10 protein-coding genes are annotated in these 16,825 nt (G+C 74.5%); 4 read left to right on the top strand and 6 right to left on the bottom strand.

Annotated features, from left to right (window positions below; all coding sequences use genetic code 11):
• The first annotated feature begins 92 nt into the window (after positions 1-92).
• Together ABGB01_RS03485 and ABGB01_RS03480 are read left to right on the top strand one after the other, a co-directional pair.
• Positions 93-7,820, top strand: coding sequence for an SDR family NAD(P)-dependent oxidoreductase (locus ABGB01_RS03485; RefSeq protein ID WP_347770199.1), 7,728 nt, complete (start codon positions 93-95; stop codon positions 7,818-7,820).
• Between the two features lie 119 nt (positions 7,821-7,939).
• On the top strand, positions 7,940-10,195 hold the full coding sequence (locus ABGB01_RS03480) for an MMPL family transporter (protein WP_347770197.1): 2,256 nt from the start codon (positions 7,940-7,942) through the stop codon (positions 10,193-10,195).
• Positions 10,196-10,256: 61 nt separating this feature from the next.
• Here ABGB01_RS03480 and ABGB01_RS03475 read toward each other — a convergent pair whose 3' ends face one another.
• From ABGB01_RS03475 to ABGB01_RS03465, 3 genes are read right to left on the bottom strand one after another with little or no spacing between them, the layout of a single operon-like run.
• A complete protein-coding gene (locus ABGB01_RS03475; protein ID WP_347770195.1) occupies positions 10,257-11,174 on the bottom strand; it encodes an alpha/beta fold hydrolase in 918 nt (305 codons plus the stop codon).
• A gap of 7 nt (positions 11,175-11,181) precedes the next feature.
• Positions 11,182-12,228: an NAD-dependent epimerase/dehydratase family protein gene (locus tag ABGB01_RS03470; RefSeq protein ID WP_347770193.1), complete on the bottom strand. Its 1,047-nt coding sequence runs from the start codon at positions 12,226-12,228 to the stop codon at positions 11,182-11,184.
• Positions 12,225-13,856 carry a fatty acid CoA ligase family protein gene (locus ABGB01_RS03465; protein WP_347770191.1) on the bottom strand — a complete coding sequence of 544 codons (1,632 nt, stop codon included), beginning with the start codon at positions 13,854-13,856 and terminating at the stop codon, positions 12,225-12,227. Before ABGB01_RS03465 ends, ABGB01_RS03470 begins: the two co-directional genes overlap by 4 nt.
• Before the next feature lie 71 nt (positions 13,857-13,927).
• Between ABGB01_RS03465 and ABGB01_RS03460 the strand changes: the two genes are divergently transcribed.
• Positions 13,928-14,143 carry a hypothetical protein gene (locus ABGB01_RS03460; RefSeq protein ID WP_347770189.1) on the top strand — a complete coding sequence of 72 codons (216 nt, stop codon included), beginning with the start codon at positions 13,928-13,930 and terminating at the stop codon, positions 14,141-14,143.
• Between the two features lie 9 nt (positions 14,144-14,152).
• On the opposite strand, the gene ABGB01_RS03455 is transcribed toward ABGB01_RS03460, so the two are convergent.
• From ABGB01_RS03455 to ABGB01_RS03445, 3 genes are read right to left on the bottom strand one after another with little or no spacing between them, the layout of a single operon-like run.
• Entirely contained in the window at positions 14,153-14,827 is a 675-nt protein-coding gene (locus ABGB01_RS03455; RefSeq protein WP_347770187.1) for a hypothetical protein, read from the bottom strand.
• Between the two features lie 14 nt (positions 14,828-14,841).
• Positions 14,842-16,065 (bottom strand): beta-ketoacyl-[acyl-carrier-protein] synthase family protein, encoded by a 1,224-nt coding sequence (locus ABGB01_RS03450; RefSeq protein ID WP_347770185.1) that lies wholly within the window; start codon positions 16,063-16,065, stop codon positions 14,842-14,844.
• A 2-nt stretch (positions 16,066-16,067) separates the two neighbouring features.
• Positions 16,068-16,316 carry an acyl carrier protein gene (locus tag ABGB01_RS03445; RefSeq protein ID WP_347770183.1) on the bottom strand — a complete coding sequence of 83 codons (249 nt, stop codon included), beginning with the start codon at positions 16,314-16,316 and terminating at the stop codon, positions 16,068-16,070.
• Between the two features lie 228 nt (positions 16,317-16,544).
• Here ABGB01_RS03445 and ABGB01_RS03440 point away from each other — a divergent pair, with 228 nt between their 5' ends.
• The gene (locus ABGB01_RS03440) at positions 16,545-16,745 is read left to right on the top strand and encodes a hypothetical protein (protein WP_347770181.1); all 201 of its coding nucleotides are present in this window, start codon (positions 16,545-16,547) and stop codon (positions 16,743-16,745) included.
• The last annotated feature ends 80 nt before the right edge of the window (positions 16,746-16,825 follow it).

Here is a 16,825-nt window from a genome sequence, read left to right as displayed (position 1 = left end):
GCCGCGCCGTGGCGGCCGCACTCGTTGCGGTCCCCGCTTTCATCGCATAGTAGTTGATCACTTGCGGTGAGTGACACAAAGGGGGCTGGCGCATGGGCGGTACCAAGGGGACAGACACGGCGGTGGCGGTGATCGGCGTGGGCTGCCGGCTGCCGGGCGGCATCACCGACATGAACGGCCTCTGGCAGGCCCTGGAGCAGGGCTCCGACCTGGTCGGGCAGGTGCCGCCCGACCGCTTCGACGCCGATCGTTTCGTCGACGAGCACACGCCCCGCCCGGGCAAGAGCTACACGCGGGCCGGCGGATTCCTCGACGACATCGCCGGCTTCGACGCCGCCTACTTCAAGATCTCACCCAAGGAGGCGGCCGCCATGGATCCCCAGCAGCGCCTGCTGCTGGAGATGACGGCCGAGGCTCTGGACGACGCGGGCGTGGACCCGGCGGGGCTCGCCGGAAGCGACACCGCGGTGTTCGTCGGCATCTCCGACACCTCCTACGGCTTCCAGCAGATGCTGGAGAAACAGGACGTCACCCCGTACACCATGGCGGGCGCCACGCTGTCGATCGCGGCCAACCGCATCTCCCACACCTTCGACCTGCACGGCCCCAGCATGGCGGTGGACACCGCGTGCTCGTCCTCCCTGCTGGCGGTGGAGCGCGCCTACCGGACGCTGCTCGCGGGCACCAGCAGGCTGGCGCTGGCCGGTGGCGTGAACGTGCTGGTGTCACCCGGCAGCTTCACCGGGTTCAGCCAGGCGCAGATGCTCTCCCCCACGGGCCGGTGCGCCGCCTTCTCCGCTCATGCCGACGGATTCGTACGGGCCGAGGGCGGCGGCGTGGTGGTGCTGAAACGGCTGGCCGACGCGTTGGCGGACGGCGACCGTGTCCACGGCGTCATCGTCGGCGCCGGCACCAACAACGACGGCCGCACCATGGGGCTGGCGCTGCCCAACCCCGAGGCGCAGGAGGCGCTGCTGCGCCAGGTGTACGGGCCGGACGCACTCGACCCGGACGACCTGGTGTACGTCGAAGCGCACGGCACCGGCACCCAGGCCGGGGACCCGGCCGAATGCGAGGCGCTCGGCCGGGTGCTCGGCCGTGGGCGCGCACGGGGGCCGTTGCCCATCGGGTCGGTCAAGTCCAACCTCGGCCATCTGGAGCCGGCGTCGGGCATGCCGGGACTGTTCAAGGCGCTGCTGGTGCTGCGGCACGGCAGGATTCCCGCCTCCTTGCACGCCGATGAGCTCAATCCGCGCATCGACTTCGACGGCCTCAACCTGTCGGTGACGACGAGGGCCACCGCGGTGAGCGCACCCGGCGGCGGGCGAGCGCTGGCGGGGGTGAACAGTTTCGGGTTCGGCGGCAGCAACGTGCACGTCACCCTCACCACGCCGCCCCCACCAGCGCGCCTTCCCGGGCCGGCGCCGAGGTCGGGGACGACGCTGCCGGTGCTGGTGTCGGCCCAGACCGACGCGGCGTTGCGGCAGGCGATCGAGCGCACCGCCGACCGTCTGACGCGTCTGGGCGACGACGAGGAGGCCTGGTACGACTGCGCCTACACCGCCACCCGCCGCCGGGGCGGCCACCCGCGCCGGGCGGTGGCGCTGGCGGACTCGCCCGCGCAGGCGGCCAGGGCGTTGCGCGGCCTGCTGGCCGATCAGCCCCGCACGGGCGGCCCCGAGCAGTCGACCGGCCTGGACCAGGCGGTGGGCACCGAGCAGACGGTGGGCACCGAGCAGGCGACCGGTCTGGAGGGGGCGCACGGCGCTGAGCGAGGGCGGGGCGTGGCGGCGGTGGTTGACGCGGCCGAGCACGGCCGGGTGGTGTTCGTCTTCTCCGGCAACGGCTCGCAGTGGGCGGGCATGGGCGCCGACCTGCTGGCCACCGACGAGACCTTCCGCGCTGCGGTGCAGGAGGCCGACGCCGCGCTGCGGCCGTACCTGGGCTGGTCGGTGCTGCGCGAGATGGAGCAGCCGCCCCGGCAGTGGCGGTTGTCGGCGACGGAGGTCGCCCAGCCCCTGTTGTTCGCCGTACAGGCCGGGCTGCTGGCCGTGTTGCGCGCGGCGGGTGTCCGCCCGCAGGCTGTGCTGGGCCACAGCGTGGGCGAGGTCGCGGCCGCCTACGCCGCCGGGGCGTTGTCGCTGGAGCAGGCCGCGCGCGTGATCGCGGCGCGCGGCACGGCGCAGGCCGCCACGATGGGAACGGGCCGGATGGCCGCCGCCGGGCTGCCGGAGGAGCGGGCCCGCGCCGTGCTGGCCCGCTATCCGGACGTGGAGGTCGCGGCGGTCAACACCGACCGCGACGTCACGCTCGCCGGGCCGGAGGGGCAGCTCAAGCAGCTCGGCGCGGATCTGGAGGCGGACGGCGTGTTCGTCCGCCACCTGGACCTCGACTATCCCTTCCACAGCGCCGCCATGGAGGCCGTCCGCGAGCCGCTGCTGCGCTCCCTCGACGGGCTGCGCCCCGGGCGCTCCGGCGTCACGCTGCTGTCCACCGTGACGGGGCGCGAGCTGGACGGAAGCGAGCTGACGGCGGACTACTGGTGGCGCAACGTCCGCGAGCCGGTGCGGTTCGCGGACGCCGTCGACGGCGCGCTGGCGAGCGGCCACGACGTCTTCGTGGAAGTGGGGCCGCATCCGGTGCTCCGCTCCTACCTGCGCCGGATGACCGCGCGGGCCCGCCGGCGTGCCTGCGTGGTGCCGACCCTGCGCCGCGAGCAGCCCGCCGCCGTGCCGGCCGCGGTCGCCGAGATCATCGCCGCCGGCGCCCAGCTCGACTGGGACGTCTGCTTCCCCCGCCCGGGCCGGGTCGTGTCCCTGCCGTCCTACCCGTGGCAGCGCGAGCGGTACTGGATCGGCGGCCCCGACACGTGGGTGCACTCCAGCGGCACGGGAGCGCTGCAACATCCGCTGCTGGGCGAGCGCCTGCCGGCCCCGCACCCCACCTGGCACGGCCCGATCGAACGCACGCTGGCGCCCTGGCTGGTCGACCACCGCGCGTGGGGCGTGCCCGTCCTGCCCGTCACCGGATACATCGAGATGGCGTTGTCGGCCGCCAGGCTGGCCCTGCCGGAGGCCGGCGAAGCCGTGGAGGTCGACCGGGCGGCCGTCACCCGGGCGCTGGTGATCCCCGAGTCGGCCGACGCCCGGCCGCTGTACGCGCAGACGTCGTTGGCGCCCGAGACCGGCGCGGTGGTCGTGACCAGCACCGACGATCTGGCGCTGCCGCCGCAGGAGCACTTCAGGGCACGGGTACGGCTGCTGCTGCGGCCCTGCCCGCCGCCGCTGGACCTGGCCGCGCTGCGCGCCCGCGTCACCGCCGAAGCCGACGTGGACGCCTTCTACCGGGACACCGCCCGCGGCGGGATGGCCTACGGGCCCGCCTTCCGGGTCCTGACCGGCCTGCGGCTGGGCGAGGGTGAGGTGCTGGCCGCCTACAATGTGCCCGCGCAGGCCGAAGGCCGCTACCACGTGCACCCGGTGTTGCTGGACAGCGCGCTGCAGGCGGGGGTGGCCTGGCTGGTGGAGACCATGCTGCAGGGCAACGCCTTCATGCCCTCGGCCATCGGCGCGGTGCGGGTGTGGCGCGCCCCTGCCGCCGAGGGCGTCCTGTACGTACGCGAACGCGCGCGCGGCGACGACGAGGTGTGCTGGGACATCCTGGTGGCCGATCCCGACGGCACGGTCACGGTCGAGGTGGAGGGATGCCGGCTGCGGCGCACCCAGCTCAGCACGGTCCTGCCGTTGGAGCACTTCCGCACCGAACTGCGCGCCCTGCCGCACGAGAACACGCCCGCCGCGCCATGGCCGCTGGCGGGCCCCGTGGAGATCGCCGACGCGGTCGCCGGCAGGCTCGCCGATCTCCGTTCGGCCTGGCGGGCCCTGGACTACGGAGGTTTCGCCGACCGTGCGGAGGCGTCGTTCGCCGTCGCCCTGGCCGCCGCCCTGCAGGACGTCGACTGCCCGGCCGGCCAGGAGATCGGCGTGACCGACCTGGTGCGGGCAGGGGTGACGGGCCGCGGCGTGGCGATGGTGCAGCACGCCCTCCCGCTCCTGGAGCGGCACGGCCTGGCCCGGCGCATGGGCGAGGCACGTTTCGAGCTGACCGGCCCGCACCGCGACGGCCCAGCCGCCGGACCGGCCAGGCAGGACGAGACGACGGCGTTCTTCGGGCAGGCGACGCCGTTCGCCGCCGAACAGGCCCTGACCGCGCTGTGCGTCCGGCACCTGGTCCCCGTCCTGCTCGGCGAGGACGACCCCGCCGAGCTGCTGCATTCCGGCGGAGGCGCCGAACTGCTGGAGCAGGTGCACGACATCGCGCCCCTGTGCCTGCACGGCAACCGGCTCATTCGCGCCGTGGCCGGGGAGATCGCCGCACGCTGGCCGGCGGACCGGCCGCTGCGCGTCGTGGAGGTGGGCGCGGGGACCGGCGGCACGGCCGCCATGCTGCTGCCGATCCTGCCCGCCGACCGTACCCGCTACCTGGTCACCGACGTCGACGAGGTGGTCCTGGCACGGGCGCAACGGCGTCTGGCCGGGTCCGGCATCGTGGAGTTCCGCCGCTTCGATCTCGACGCCGGCCCCGCCGGGCAGGGCCTGCCTCCTGGCTCCTTCGACCTGGTGATCGCCGCCCATACCCTGCACCGGTCTTCCGACCTCGCGGGCACGCTCGCCCGCCTGTCCGAACTCCTGGTGCCGGGCGGGCAGGTGCTGGCGGTCGAACCCCACCGGCCGCCCGTCGCGGCCTACGCCGGGATGCTGCCCGGCTACTGGGGCAACACCGACCGGGAGCTGCGGCCGCACTCGCCGCTGGTCGAGGCCGAACGGTGGCCGCAGGTGCTGACCGAGGCGGGATACCGCGAGGTCGCGCACCTGACCGATGACGACGATCCCGGGCGGGCGGCGTACTCGCTCCTGCTGGCCACGGCGGCCGGCACGGCCCCTGCCCCGCAGCGGCTCGAGCTCGACCCCGCGCAGACCTGGATCGTCATCGCCGACCACACGAAGAACGGCGCGGACGACCCGTCGTCCCACGTTCCAGCCCACGACCGCGCGCCCGAGCTCGCCGAAGGTCCGGCGCACGGGCGTGCGCCCGCACCTGCCGACAGTCGGACGTACGGGCGTGCGCCCGCGCTGGCGGACGCGCTCGGCGACCTGATCGCCGGGCAGGGCCACGTCGAGCGGGCGGGCGCGGGAGAGGACGCGGCGCGGTTGCTCGCCCGGGTGCCGCGGGGGGCCACCGCCGTCACCTTCGTCCTCGTCGTGGAGAGCCCTGTCGGCCGCCGCGGCGCCGCCTGCCCGCCCGAGGCCGTCGTCGAGGAGGTCACCGGCCACATCGCCACCGTGCGCACCGTGGCCCAGGCGTGCGCCCAGCTTCCGCCGTCCACGGCTGCGACGTTGTGGCTGGTCACGAACGAGTGCGCGGCCGTGCCCTGCCCCGTCCCCGGTGGCGGGGACACGCCGGTGGCCTCGGCCGTGTGGGGGGCGACCCGTACCCTGGCCAACGAGCAGCCCCGCATGACGATCCGGCGGGTGTCGGTGCAGCGCGGCGCCGGCGACGCCGAGCGGGTGTTCGGCGAGCTGGCGCGCCCCGGGCAGGAGGACGAGATCGTCCTGACCGGGCAGGGCCGCTTCGTCGCCCGCACGCGGCACACGCCGGCCCGCCCGCCCCGGCCCGCTGGAGGCGGCGGCCACCGGCTGGCGGTGCGCGATCCCGGAGCCGCCTACCGTCTGGTCTGGCAGCCGCTGTCTCCGCCGCCGCCCGGGCCCGGTCAGGTGCTGATCGAGCTGCGGGCGGCGGGCCTGAATTTCCGCGACCTGGTCCACGCCGTCAACCTGCTGCCCGGCGAGGCGCTCGAGGGCTTCTACGGCGGCTTCCCGCTGGGGCTTGAGGGCGCCGGCGTGGTCGCCGCCGCCGGCCCGGACGTGACGGGCGTGCGCCCCGGCGACCGCGTGATGACGGCGCAGGCCGTGGGCCTGGGCACCCACGCCGTCGTCCCGGCCTGGGCGATGATGCCGGTGCCGGAGCGGATGAGCTTCACCGAGGCCGCCACCATGCCCATGGCCCACCTGACCGCCCATGCCGCGCTGCGCACGGCCGGCGGGCTGCGGGCCGGTGAGACGGTGCTGGTCCACGGCGGCGCCGGCGGCGTGGGGCTGGCGGCGATCCAGTACGGCCGCCGCGTCGGCGCCCGCGTGATCGCCACCGCCGGCACCCGCGCGCGGCGGGACTTCCTGCGCGCCCACGGCGTCGAGCACGTGTACGATTCCCGCAGCCTGGACTTCGCCGAGCAGATCATGGAGCTGACCGGCGGGCGCGGCGTGGACGTGGTGCTCAACTCGCTGATCGGCGAGGCGCTGATCCGCAGCATGGAGATCCTCGCGCACGGCGGCCGGTTCATCGAGATCGGCAAGCGTGACATCTTCGCCGACCATCGGCTGCCGATGCGTCCCTTCGGCAACAACACCGCTTTCATCGGCCTGGACGTGGGCACGCTCATCACCCAGGAACCGGACCGGTCCGCCCGCGTGATGGCCGAGCTGGCCGGCGATGTGACCGCCGGGCGGGTCACGCCGCTGCCGCACACCGTCTATCCGGCTTCCCGCGTCGCGGACGCCTTCGCGGCGATGCGCCACTCGCGGCACATCGGCAAGATCGTCGTCTCGTTCGGCGGCGGTGACGACTCCGTCCTCGTCGAGGCGGGGCCGCGCGCGCCGCGGTTCGACCCCCACGGCACCTACCTGGTCAGCGGCGGGCTGGGCGGGTTCGGCGCGGCGACGGCCCGCTGGCTCGCCGCCCGCGGCGCCCGCCGTCTGGCGCTGGTCGGCCGGCGCGGCCTCGACAGCCCCGAAGCGGCCGCTCTGCTGCGCGACCTGGGCGAGCTCGGGGCGGACACGCACGTGTACGCCGCCGATGTGAGCGATCGGGCGGCGATGAGCCGCATCGTCCAGGAGGCGCGGGCGGAGGGCCGGCCGCTGCGCGGCGTCGTCCATGCGGCCATGCACCTCGACGACGGCCCGGTCGGCGACCTCACCGATGACCGGATCGCGGCCGTGCTCCGGCCCAAGATCGCCGGGGCGCTGGTCCTGGACGACGTGACCGCGCAGGAGGACCTGGACCTGTTCCTGCTGTACTCCTCGGTCACCACCACGCTCGGGCATGTGGGACAGACGTCGTATGTGGCCGCCAACCAGTTCCTGGAGGCGCTGGCGCGCCGCAGGAGAGCCCGCGGCCTGCCTGCTCTGGCGGTCTGTCTGGGCGCGCTGGCGCAGACCGGCGTCGTGGCACGCGGCGCGGGCGACAGGCTGGCCGCGTTCGGGATCGAGGCCATCAGCCCGCGGGAGGCGTTCACCGCGATCGAGGACATGCTCGCCGGCGGAGCGGACGTGGCCGGGGTGGGCCGCTGCGACTGGAGCCGGCTGCGCCAGGTCCTGCCCGCCCTGGACCGGCCGCGGATGTCGCCGGTCATGCCGGCGGCGATGCGGCAGGAGGACGTCAGCCCCGAGCAGATCGCCAGGGAGCTGGAGGCGATGGACGCCGGTGAGGTGCTGGCCTACCTCACCGAGCACATCCCGCGGATCCTGGCGTCGATCCTGCAGATGCCGGCCGAGCAGATCGCCCACGATCGCAAGCTGGAGGACTACGGGATGGACTCGCTGATGGGCGCGCAGGTGCTGGCCTCGCTTCGCCACCAGTACGGCATCGACATCCCGCCGATGGAGATCCTGCGCAGCGGCGGCACGGTCGCCGACCTCGCCGGTCTCGTCCTGGACCGGCTGCGGCCGCAGACGGCCCATGACACGGCGGCGCCCGGCCAGTAGAAGCCCAGGAGAAGCGCAGGAGAAGCCCAGGAGAAGCGCAGGAGGGGCCCCGAGAGGGGCCCAGGAGATGGACCGCCGCCCGGAGGCTCCGGGCGGCGGGAGGAGGAAGAGGAGCGCTCATGCCGGTCGGTGTCCGTCGCCGCCGTTCCCGCCACGGCGGCGCGGCTGCCACCGTCTCCCCCGCCGGTGTCTCCTCAGCCCTTCCTCGCCCTCAGCGGGACGATCCCGCTGCCGGCTCCGCCGCGCTCGGCAGGCTGGGCCGGGCGGCGGCCCGCCGTGGACGGCTCGTTCTCGCGGTGTGGCTGCTCCTGGCCGCAGGGTCGGCGATGTTGCTGCCCGGCCTCATGCAGCGGCTGGCTCCGCCCTCGCTGGAAGTGCCGGGCTCACGGTCCGCGGCGGCCGCGGCCATGATCGCACGCGGGCTCCCTGAACTGGGCGAGGAGCAGATGTTGCTGGCCTTCTCCTCGGCGAGCCTGGACGCGGGCGAGCCGCGCTTCCAGCAGGCGATGGCCGCCACGGTGGACGCACTGGCCGCCCGCCCCGACATCGGCGCGCTGCTGCCGCTGCCGGAGATCGACGACGGGCATCCCCGCCACGCCTACGTGCTGGCCGGCGTGCACGGGGACGAACTGACCCGTCAGCGGAACCTGCCCGCCCAGCTCGCGAGCGCGCGGCAGGCCGCCAGGGACGCGTCGGCGGGCGCGGTCGGCGTGACGATTCTCGGCGTCAGCCGCGCCTTCGCGCAGATGGCGCACACCGACATGGCCGACCTGCGGACGATGGAGGCCGTCACCATCCCGGTGGCGGCGCTGCTGCTGGTGTTCGGGCTGGGGACGGTGGGCGCCGCGGTCGTGCCCCTGGTGGTGGGCGGCGCGGCGATCATGACCGGCGCGGGCGCCCTCGCGGTGGCGGGCACGCTCGTGCCCGTCGATTCGACCATGCTGACCTATACGGTCACCATGTCGCTGGGGTTGGGGCTGGACTACACGCTGCTGATCCTGCTGCGTTACCGTCAGGCCCGCCGCGCGGGTCTGACGGCCGTGGCGGCGGCCGGACGCGCCGCCGCCACCGCGGGCAGCACGGTGGCCTGGTGCGGGGCCGTCGTCGTCGTCACCTCCTGCGCGCTGCTGGTCGTCGGCGTACCGTGGGCGCGTTCCCTGGCGCTGGCGGGGATGCTGGCCGCGTTCGTCACCCTGGCGGCCGCGCTGACGTTGGGCCCCGCGCTGCTGGCCCGGGTGGATCGCCGGCTGGACTGGGGCAGGGTGCCGAGGTGGCGGGCCGGGCGCGGCACGGAGCTGCCCGCATCCCCGCGCGGCGCCGAGCATCTGACGAGACGGCCCGCGTGGCTGCGCGGTGCCGAGCATCTGATGCGGCGGCCGGGCTGGTACGCGGTGGCGGCCACCACCGTGCTGCTGCTGGCCGCCGCGCCGGTGCTGCACCTGCGGCTCGGGCTGCACTACGACCGGGGCGCGCTGGCCGGCACCGACATCGGCGCGGGCCTGGCCGAGCTGGAGCGGGACGGGGTGGCCGGGCTGACCGCTCTGGCGCTGCCCCACCCGGACGGCGCCGCCCCTGTGGACACCTTCGCGTTCGGCCAGGCTCTGAGGGCCGACCCGCGGGTGTCGGTGACCACCGTGCTCGACAACGGCAGGGATCTGACGGTGATGCTGGTCGCCGGCAGGCCCGCCCCGGACAGCGACGCCGGCGCCGCCTTGCAGCGGGACGTGTACGCCCTCGCCGGGCGCCTGCTGCCCGCCGGTCAGCAGGTGCTGGCCACCGGGCCGACGGCACGGCTCGCCGATCTGGCGGAAGGCGCGCTGGGCGGATTGTGGCGGGTGCTGGCGGTCGTGCTGCTGGCGTCGTCCGCGCTCCTGCTGATCGTCTTCCGCAGCCTGCTGATCCCGGCGAAGGCGCTGGCCATGAACCTGCTGTGCGTCTGCGCCGCCTTCGGGCTGCTCACCGTCGTCTTCCAGGACCTGGGCGGGCCGGGCGCCGACATCAACGTGCTGCTGCCGCTGGTCGTCTTCACCATCGTCTTCGGCCTGTCCCTGGACTACGAGGTCTTCCTCGTGCACCGCATCGCCGAGCACTACCGCCGCGGCGGCGACAACACCGCCGCCGTCCTGCACGGGCTGCGGCATACGGCGCGTCCCATCACGCTGGCCGCCGCCATCATGGCCGTCACGTTCGGCGGCCTGATGTTCACGCGGCGGCTGGACTTCCAGCAGGGCGGGTTCGCGGTGGCTGCGGCGATCATCATCGACGCGACGATCATCCGGATGGTGCTGGTCCCGTGCCTGATGCGGCTGCTGGGGCATCGCAACTGGTGGCTGCCAGGAACGCGGGGCCGTGCCCGGTCAAGGCGACCTGGGTGACGAGGGCCGGCGCAAGGCGTTCGGCGCAAGGGCCCGGTGAACGGCGTCCGGTCCGGGCCGGTCAGTGGCGCAGGAATGCGCGGATGGCGGGGACGAGCCGGTCATGGGCGTCTTCGAGCACGTAGTGCCCGGCATCGCGGAAGGCGTGGATCTGGGCGCGGGGCAGGCGCCGCCGCCACTCGCGCAGCATGAGCGGGTCGAACACAGGGTCGCGCAGCCCCCAGCCGATCAGTACGGGCCGGTCCGCGAAGCCGGCCAGGCTCTCCTCCGCCCGCACCAGCAGCGGCCAGGATCGGTGGCCGGGACCGAGCGGGATGTCGTGCACGAACCGCTGGACGGCCACCCGGTTCCCCTGGCGGTCGTCGGGGGCCAGGAAGGCGGCCCGCACGTCGGAGGGCAGCCGGTTGCGGACCCCGAACGGCGGCAGCGTGGCCAGGCGGGCGAAGGCGTGGTGGCGCAAAAACAGCCGCTCACCCAGGCGGGTCTCACGCAGCAGCCACAGCGGCAGCCGCAGCGCCGGCCGCACCCTCGGACCGTGCGGGTTGGGGAAGGCGGCGCTGTTGAGCACGACCAGCCGGGCCACCCGGCCGGGGTGGCGGCCGGCCCAGGCCATGCCGATCGGACCGCCCCAGTCGTGCACCACGAGCGTCCAGCCACGATCCGGCGCGCCCCGTTCGGCGATGAGGTGGGCGGTGAGCGCGTCGAGGTCGTCCACGCGGGAGGCCAGGGTGTGGGGGTAGCGGTCCCGGCCGGGCTTGTCCGACAGGCCCATGCCGATGTGGTCGGGGGCGACGCAGCGGTGCTCGCCGCGCAGCGCCTCGATCAGCCGCCGCCACAGGTAGCTCCACGAAGGGTTGCCGTGCAGCATGAGCACGGGCGCCCCGTCGCCCTCGTCCAGGTAGTGCCGGCGCAGCCCGTCACGGGCGAACCAGCGGGAGACGAAGGGGTAGCCGGGCAGGCGCGGGAAGTGGGCGGGCATCGGGACCTCAGGGCTGGATCGGTGGTACGGGCGGGCGTCCGGCGCGGTCGTCGTCCGGGCCCGCGCCGTAAGCGGACAGGTGGGCGGCGAGCCTGGCCAGGCCCTCGGCCGTGCTGACGCGCGGCACGTAGCCGAGATCGCGGCGGGCGGCGGAGATGTCGAACCAGTGGGAGGTCGTGGCCTGGACGGCGGCGATCCGCGTGACGGGGGGCTGCGAGCGCGGGCGGGCGAGCCCGTAGCCGAATTCGACGACCGCGGCTCCCATCCGGGCCACGCCGGCCGGGACGTACCGGGACACCGGCGGCAGGCCGGCCGCGCCCAGCAGGCCGTTGACCCAGGCGGCGACCGTGATGGGCTCGTTCTGGGTGATGAAGTAGGCGCGGCCGGCCACCGGCGATCCCGGGGCGAGCGCGTCCAGGGCCAGCAGGGTGGCTTCGGCCGCGTTGCCGACGTAGACCGTGTCGATGCGTTTGCCGGGGGCGCGTGGCAGGACGAGCCGGCCGCGGCGGGCCTGTGCGACGAGCCTGGGCAGGAAATGCGGGTCTCCCGGCCCCCAGATGAGGTGCGGGCGCAGCGCGACGGTGGCCAACCGGTCGCTGTCGGCGGCCAGCACGATCCGTTCGGCGATCGCCTTGCTCGCCGGGTAGTGGGCCAGGAAGCGGCGGGCGTAGGGGGCCGACTCGTCGACGCCCTCCAGGTCGCCTCCGTCGTGCACGACGCTGGGCGAGGAGATGTGCACCAGCCGGGTGACACCGGCCCGCAGGCACGCCTCGATCAGGTTCGCCGTGCCCGCCACGTTGATCGACCGGTAGGCGTGGGCCGGCCCCCACATCCCGGCCAGGGCGGCGCAGTGCACGACGGCCTCGCAGCCGGCCACAGCGGCGCGTACGCCGTCCGGGTCACGGATGTCGGCGGCGTGCTGGACGACGCCGAGCGCGTCCAGCTCCGGGTGGCCGCGGCGGCCCAGCGTCGAGACGTGCTCGCCTCGCGCGGCCAGCAGCCGGCACACGGCCTGGCCGAGGAACCCTCCGCCGCCGGTCACCAGCACCTTCACCGCTCATCACCGCCCAGCTCGCGCGCGGCCCATCGAGCCAGCAGCGGGCGGCGGATCTTGCTGGCGTGCCGGACGTCCATGGGGAAGCCCGGGTGGGCCAGCACGTGCCGGATGCCGCCGATCGCGGCGGCCCGCACCCGTTCGACGACCTCGCGCCGCTCCCGCCTGGGGGTGCCCGGCTCGCACTCCACGCACAACACCGGACGCTGGCCGCCCGGCGGCCCCACCCCCACCAGCGCGCTGCGGTGCACGCCCGGAAACGCGTCGACGATCGGCTCGACCTGGTCGGTGTACATCTCGCCGTCGGCGGTGCGCACGCGTTCGCTCTTGCGTCCCGCGAACCACAGCCGCCCCCGCTCGTCCTGCCAGCCGAGATCCCCCATACGGTGCACCGGCTCGCCGTCGTCGTCGATGCGGGCCAGCGCGCTCTCGCGCGGGCGCTTCAGGTACGGGTCGCTGACCGCGGGCCCGGCCACGGTGATCTCCCCCACCGTGCCGACCGGCACCATCAGATCGTCCGACCAGCGCGGGATCGCCTCGTCGGTGATGCCGATGACGCGGACCCGGTTGCCCGGCAGCGCGGAGCCCAGGCAGGTGCCGGCGCCGCGCGCGGTGTCCGCCGCCGTTCCCGCGAGCTCGGCCGCGTCCGCCATGGCCACCAGCAGGCATTCGGTCGCGCCGTACACCGAGCGAACGTCGGCGTGCGCGGGCAGGCACCGCTGGGCGCGCCGCAGCACCGAGAAGGGCAGGGGCGCGCCAGCGGTGAGCACGATCTGGAGGCTGTCCAGGACCTGCCCGTGGCGCGCGCAGTGACGGGTGAGCCGGTCCAGCAGCGCGGGCGCGGCGAACAGGCCCCGCACGCCGTGGGCGGCGATGGAGGCGGCCATGGCGGCCGGGTCGCTACGTCCGGGACGGCGCAGGTCGAGCCGCGGGATGACCGAGGCGCACCCCATCGCCGGCGCCGCCACCGCGAACGGCAGGAACGTCGAATACACCGTGGCGCCCGGCTCGAGCGCGCCCAGGTGCGCCAGCAGCTCGGTCTGCCCGGCCAGGTGCCGGTGGCGGTAGGGCACTCCTTTCGGCACGCCGGTGGAGCCGGAGGTGAAGGCGATCAACGCCAGATCGTCGGCGTACGGCGTCCGTGGGCGCGCCGCGGCGACCGGCGGCGGGCCGGTGTGGAGGCGGCGGATGCGGGCGAACCACAGGGCGTACGTGCCGAACGTGACGGTGGTGGTCACGCTGCCGCGTGCCCAGCCCAGCAGGAGCCGCGCCAGATGAGCGCGCGGAACCGCGATGAACGCCTGGACGGCGGCCTCCTCGAGGCAGGCGCCGATGGCGCGCGCCCCGAGCCCCGGGTCGATCAGGACGGGTACGGCCCGCAGCCGGAGCAGGGCCAGCACCACCGCGACCAGATCCCGGCCGGGCGGGATCATCACCGCGGCCCGCGTTCCGGCCGTCACCCCGGCGCGGGCCAGCCTCGCCGCGGCCTGGGTGATGAGCTCGTCGAGCCGCCCGTAGGTCAGCTCCTCGGCGCCGCGGCGGCGATCGACGCGGCAGGCGACCGTGCCGGGCCGGGCGCGCATCCAGCGTTCGGTCATCGCCACGACGTCGAAGAGCGGGGTGGTCACGCCTCACCTCTCACAGGTCGTTCTGGATCACTCACCGTATGGTAACCGTATGTAATTAGACATTGCCTAAAGTGATTGGACTCGACATGCGCCGCCTCATCACCGTCCTCGCCTCCACAGCCGCAGGAAGCGCCCTCATGGTCGTCACGGCAGGGCCGGCCCTCAGCGTCTCGATCATCGACTGCATGCTCGGCACCGGCGTGGTGCTGCCGAGCCCGACCAGCACGAGCCGCATGGCCTGCTACGGCGGCACCTTCCACGGCTCCCCCGTGAGCGGGATCGCCTGACAGGCGGGCTCAGCAGGGCACGGCTTCCAGGAAGGGCATGTCCTTGGGCAGCCCGCCGCTCGGGAACCGCAGGGAAGGCGTCACCCCAGGCGTCACCGCAGGCTGGGGCGGCGTTGGCGCCCCAGCGCGCGGCGCCGCGCCGGCGGCGGGACCGACGACGAGACCCGGCGCGACGATCCTGGCCCAGGCTCTGGCGATGGCGTCGACGGGAACGTTGATGCAGATCTTGCCCTGACCCACTTCCAGCCCCTCTCCCTGGCCATCGAGCGGGCCATCGAGCGGGCCATCGGGGAGAGCATCGGGCGAGACGTCGAGCGGGACGTCGGCCGACGGGAGCCCGGTGCCGGCAACGCCGCCGGCGACCGGCCGGGGCGTAGCGGCGGGAACGCCGGCGACGACCGGAGCGACCGGCGAGGGCGCGATGCCAGGAACACCGGCGACAACCGGGCCGGCCGGCGAGGACGCGGGCGCGACGCGGGGAACACCGGCGCCGGCCGGTGAGGGCGTGGCGCCGGCAGCGCCGGCAGCGCCGGCAGCGCCGGCAGCGCCGGCAGCGCCGGCAGCGTCGGCAGCGCCGGCAGCGTCGGCGGCGACCGGACCGGCCGGCCCCCCGGCGAGCAGGACGGCGAGCGGGACAGCGGGCAGGACGGCGGCGGTGACGCCGGTGAGAACGGAGATGCGCACGATAGGTCCTCGGGTCAGCACGGCGAGAAGATCAGAGTGGCGTTGTGGCCGCCGAACCCGAAAGAGTTCGACATGACCGGCCTCGGCGGCATGGGCCGCACCCGGCCGACGACATCGACGTCGCACCGCGGGTCCACGTGCTCGAGGTTGGCCGTGGGCGGGATGGCCCGTTCCTGCAGCGCCAGCACGGCCGCCACGGCCTCGATGGCGCCCGCGGCGGCGATGGCGTGCCCGGTGACCCCCTTGACCGAGGTGACCGGAACCCTCGCCGGGCCGAACACCTCGTTGATCGCCTGGGCCTCGGCCACGTCGTTGAGCGGCGTACCGGTGCCGTGCGCATTGACGTGCGCGATCTCCTCGGGGGCCAGGCCCGCGTCGGCGAGCGCGGCGCGCATGCAGCGGGCGGCGCCCTCGCCCTGCGGCGACGGCGCGGTGAGATGGTGGGCGTCGGAGACGGAGGCGTAGCCGGTAAGCTCGGCGTAGACATGGGCGTCGCGACGCACGGCGTGTTCGAGGTTCTCCAGGACGACGAACGCGGCGCCCTCGGCCAGCACGAAGCCGTCCCGATCACGGTCGAAGGGCCGGCTGGCACGCTCAGGCGCGTCGTTGCGCTGCGACAGGACCTGGCAACGCCGGAAGCCCAGCAGCACCGTCGGTGTGATACAGGCCTCGGCTCCACCGGCGATCACCACATCGGCATGCCCGCCACGCACCAGGCGGCCCGCCTCGCCGATCGCGTGCGAGCCTGAGGCGCAGGCCGTCTCCACGGACAGGCTGGGACCCTGGATGCGGTGGTGAATGCTGATCGCGGCGGCCGCCGAGTTGTGCATGGCCATCGGCACGCACAGCGGACCCGGATCGCCGCGTCCGGGATGCCGCCCTCCGAGCATGACCGTCTCGTCCGTCATCCGGCCGCCGAAGCAGGTGCCGGTCACCACCGCCCGACGCTGCGGCGGCGCTCGCAGAGCTCCCGCGTCGGCCAGAGCGTCGGTGGCGGCGCAGAAGGCCAGCTGAGCCATCCGGTCGAGCCGCGACGCCTGCTTGGCGGGCAGGTACGCCTCCATGTCCAGATCGGCGATCTGGCAGGCGAAGCCGACGCCCAGCCCGTCGGTGTCGAACGAGGCGATCGGGCGGGCGGTGGACCGGCCGGCCAGCAGCGCGTTCCACACCTCCTTGGGGTGGGCGCCGGCCGGAGTGCGCACCCCAAGGCCGGTCACCGCGACACGAACCCCGGGCACACTCACACCGATCCGCTCAGCAGCAGGCGGGCCCTGGCGATCACATCGCCCACGGTCCGTACGTTCGCGAGGGTCTCGCGAGGCAGCGGCCCCCACCTGTCCTCCAAGGCCACGTGCAGCTCGGCCAGGTCCAGGCTGTCGGCCTCCAGATCTTCACGCAGCAGCGCGTCCACGGTCACCCGGCCCAGGTCGACCTTCAGGATCCTCGCGCAGTGCTCCCGCACCACGGTCGCGATGTCGTCCTCACTCACGGCGAAACTCCCTCCCCAGGGCACAGTCGGCGCCCCTGCCACCCAGCGTCGCCCATACCGCGACAACCGATCACTTGTGGCGCGGCGCGCGCCGTTAAGAAGTCGATCAAGTTTTCCCGCCAGGTGCTGCGCTCGCCGCCCCGCAGCACGCCCGCTCCTATCGTGGGCCCCACCTCGGAACGATCACCGAGCACCACACACCGGCCACCACCAGGACAAGGAGACGACATGCCCGTTCACCCGCTCGTGCGCGCAGGCGCGGCCACAGCCGCCGCGGTGGCGATGACGACCACAACACCCGCCGCGGCGACCACCCAGCAGACCCTGCTCACCTGCCAGGTCTCCACCACCGAACGCCCCATCACGTTCGACCCGCCGGTCACCCGGGTTCGACGTAATTCGGGGCTCCTAGAGGGCACTGTGGCCTGAACGTGCAGGTCAGCAGCTGAGGGCGGACCTCCCGGGCCGAAACTGCCTAGAGACGCGATTTTGATGATTCGCCTGTACTG

It is taken from the genome of Nonomuraea sp. B5E05 (assembly GCF_039880665.1).
Lineage (GTDB): Bacteria > Actinomycetota > Actinomycetes > Streptosporangiales > Streptosporangiaceae > Nonomuraea.
The sequence above is the reverse complement of the archived record's forward strand: the minus strand, read 5'-3'. Positions and strand labels throughout refer to the sequence as shown.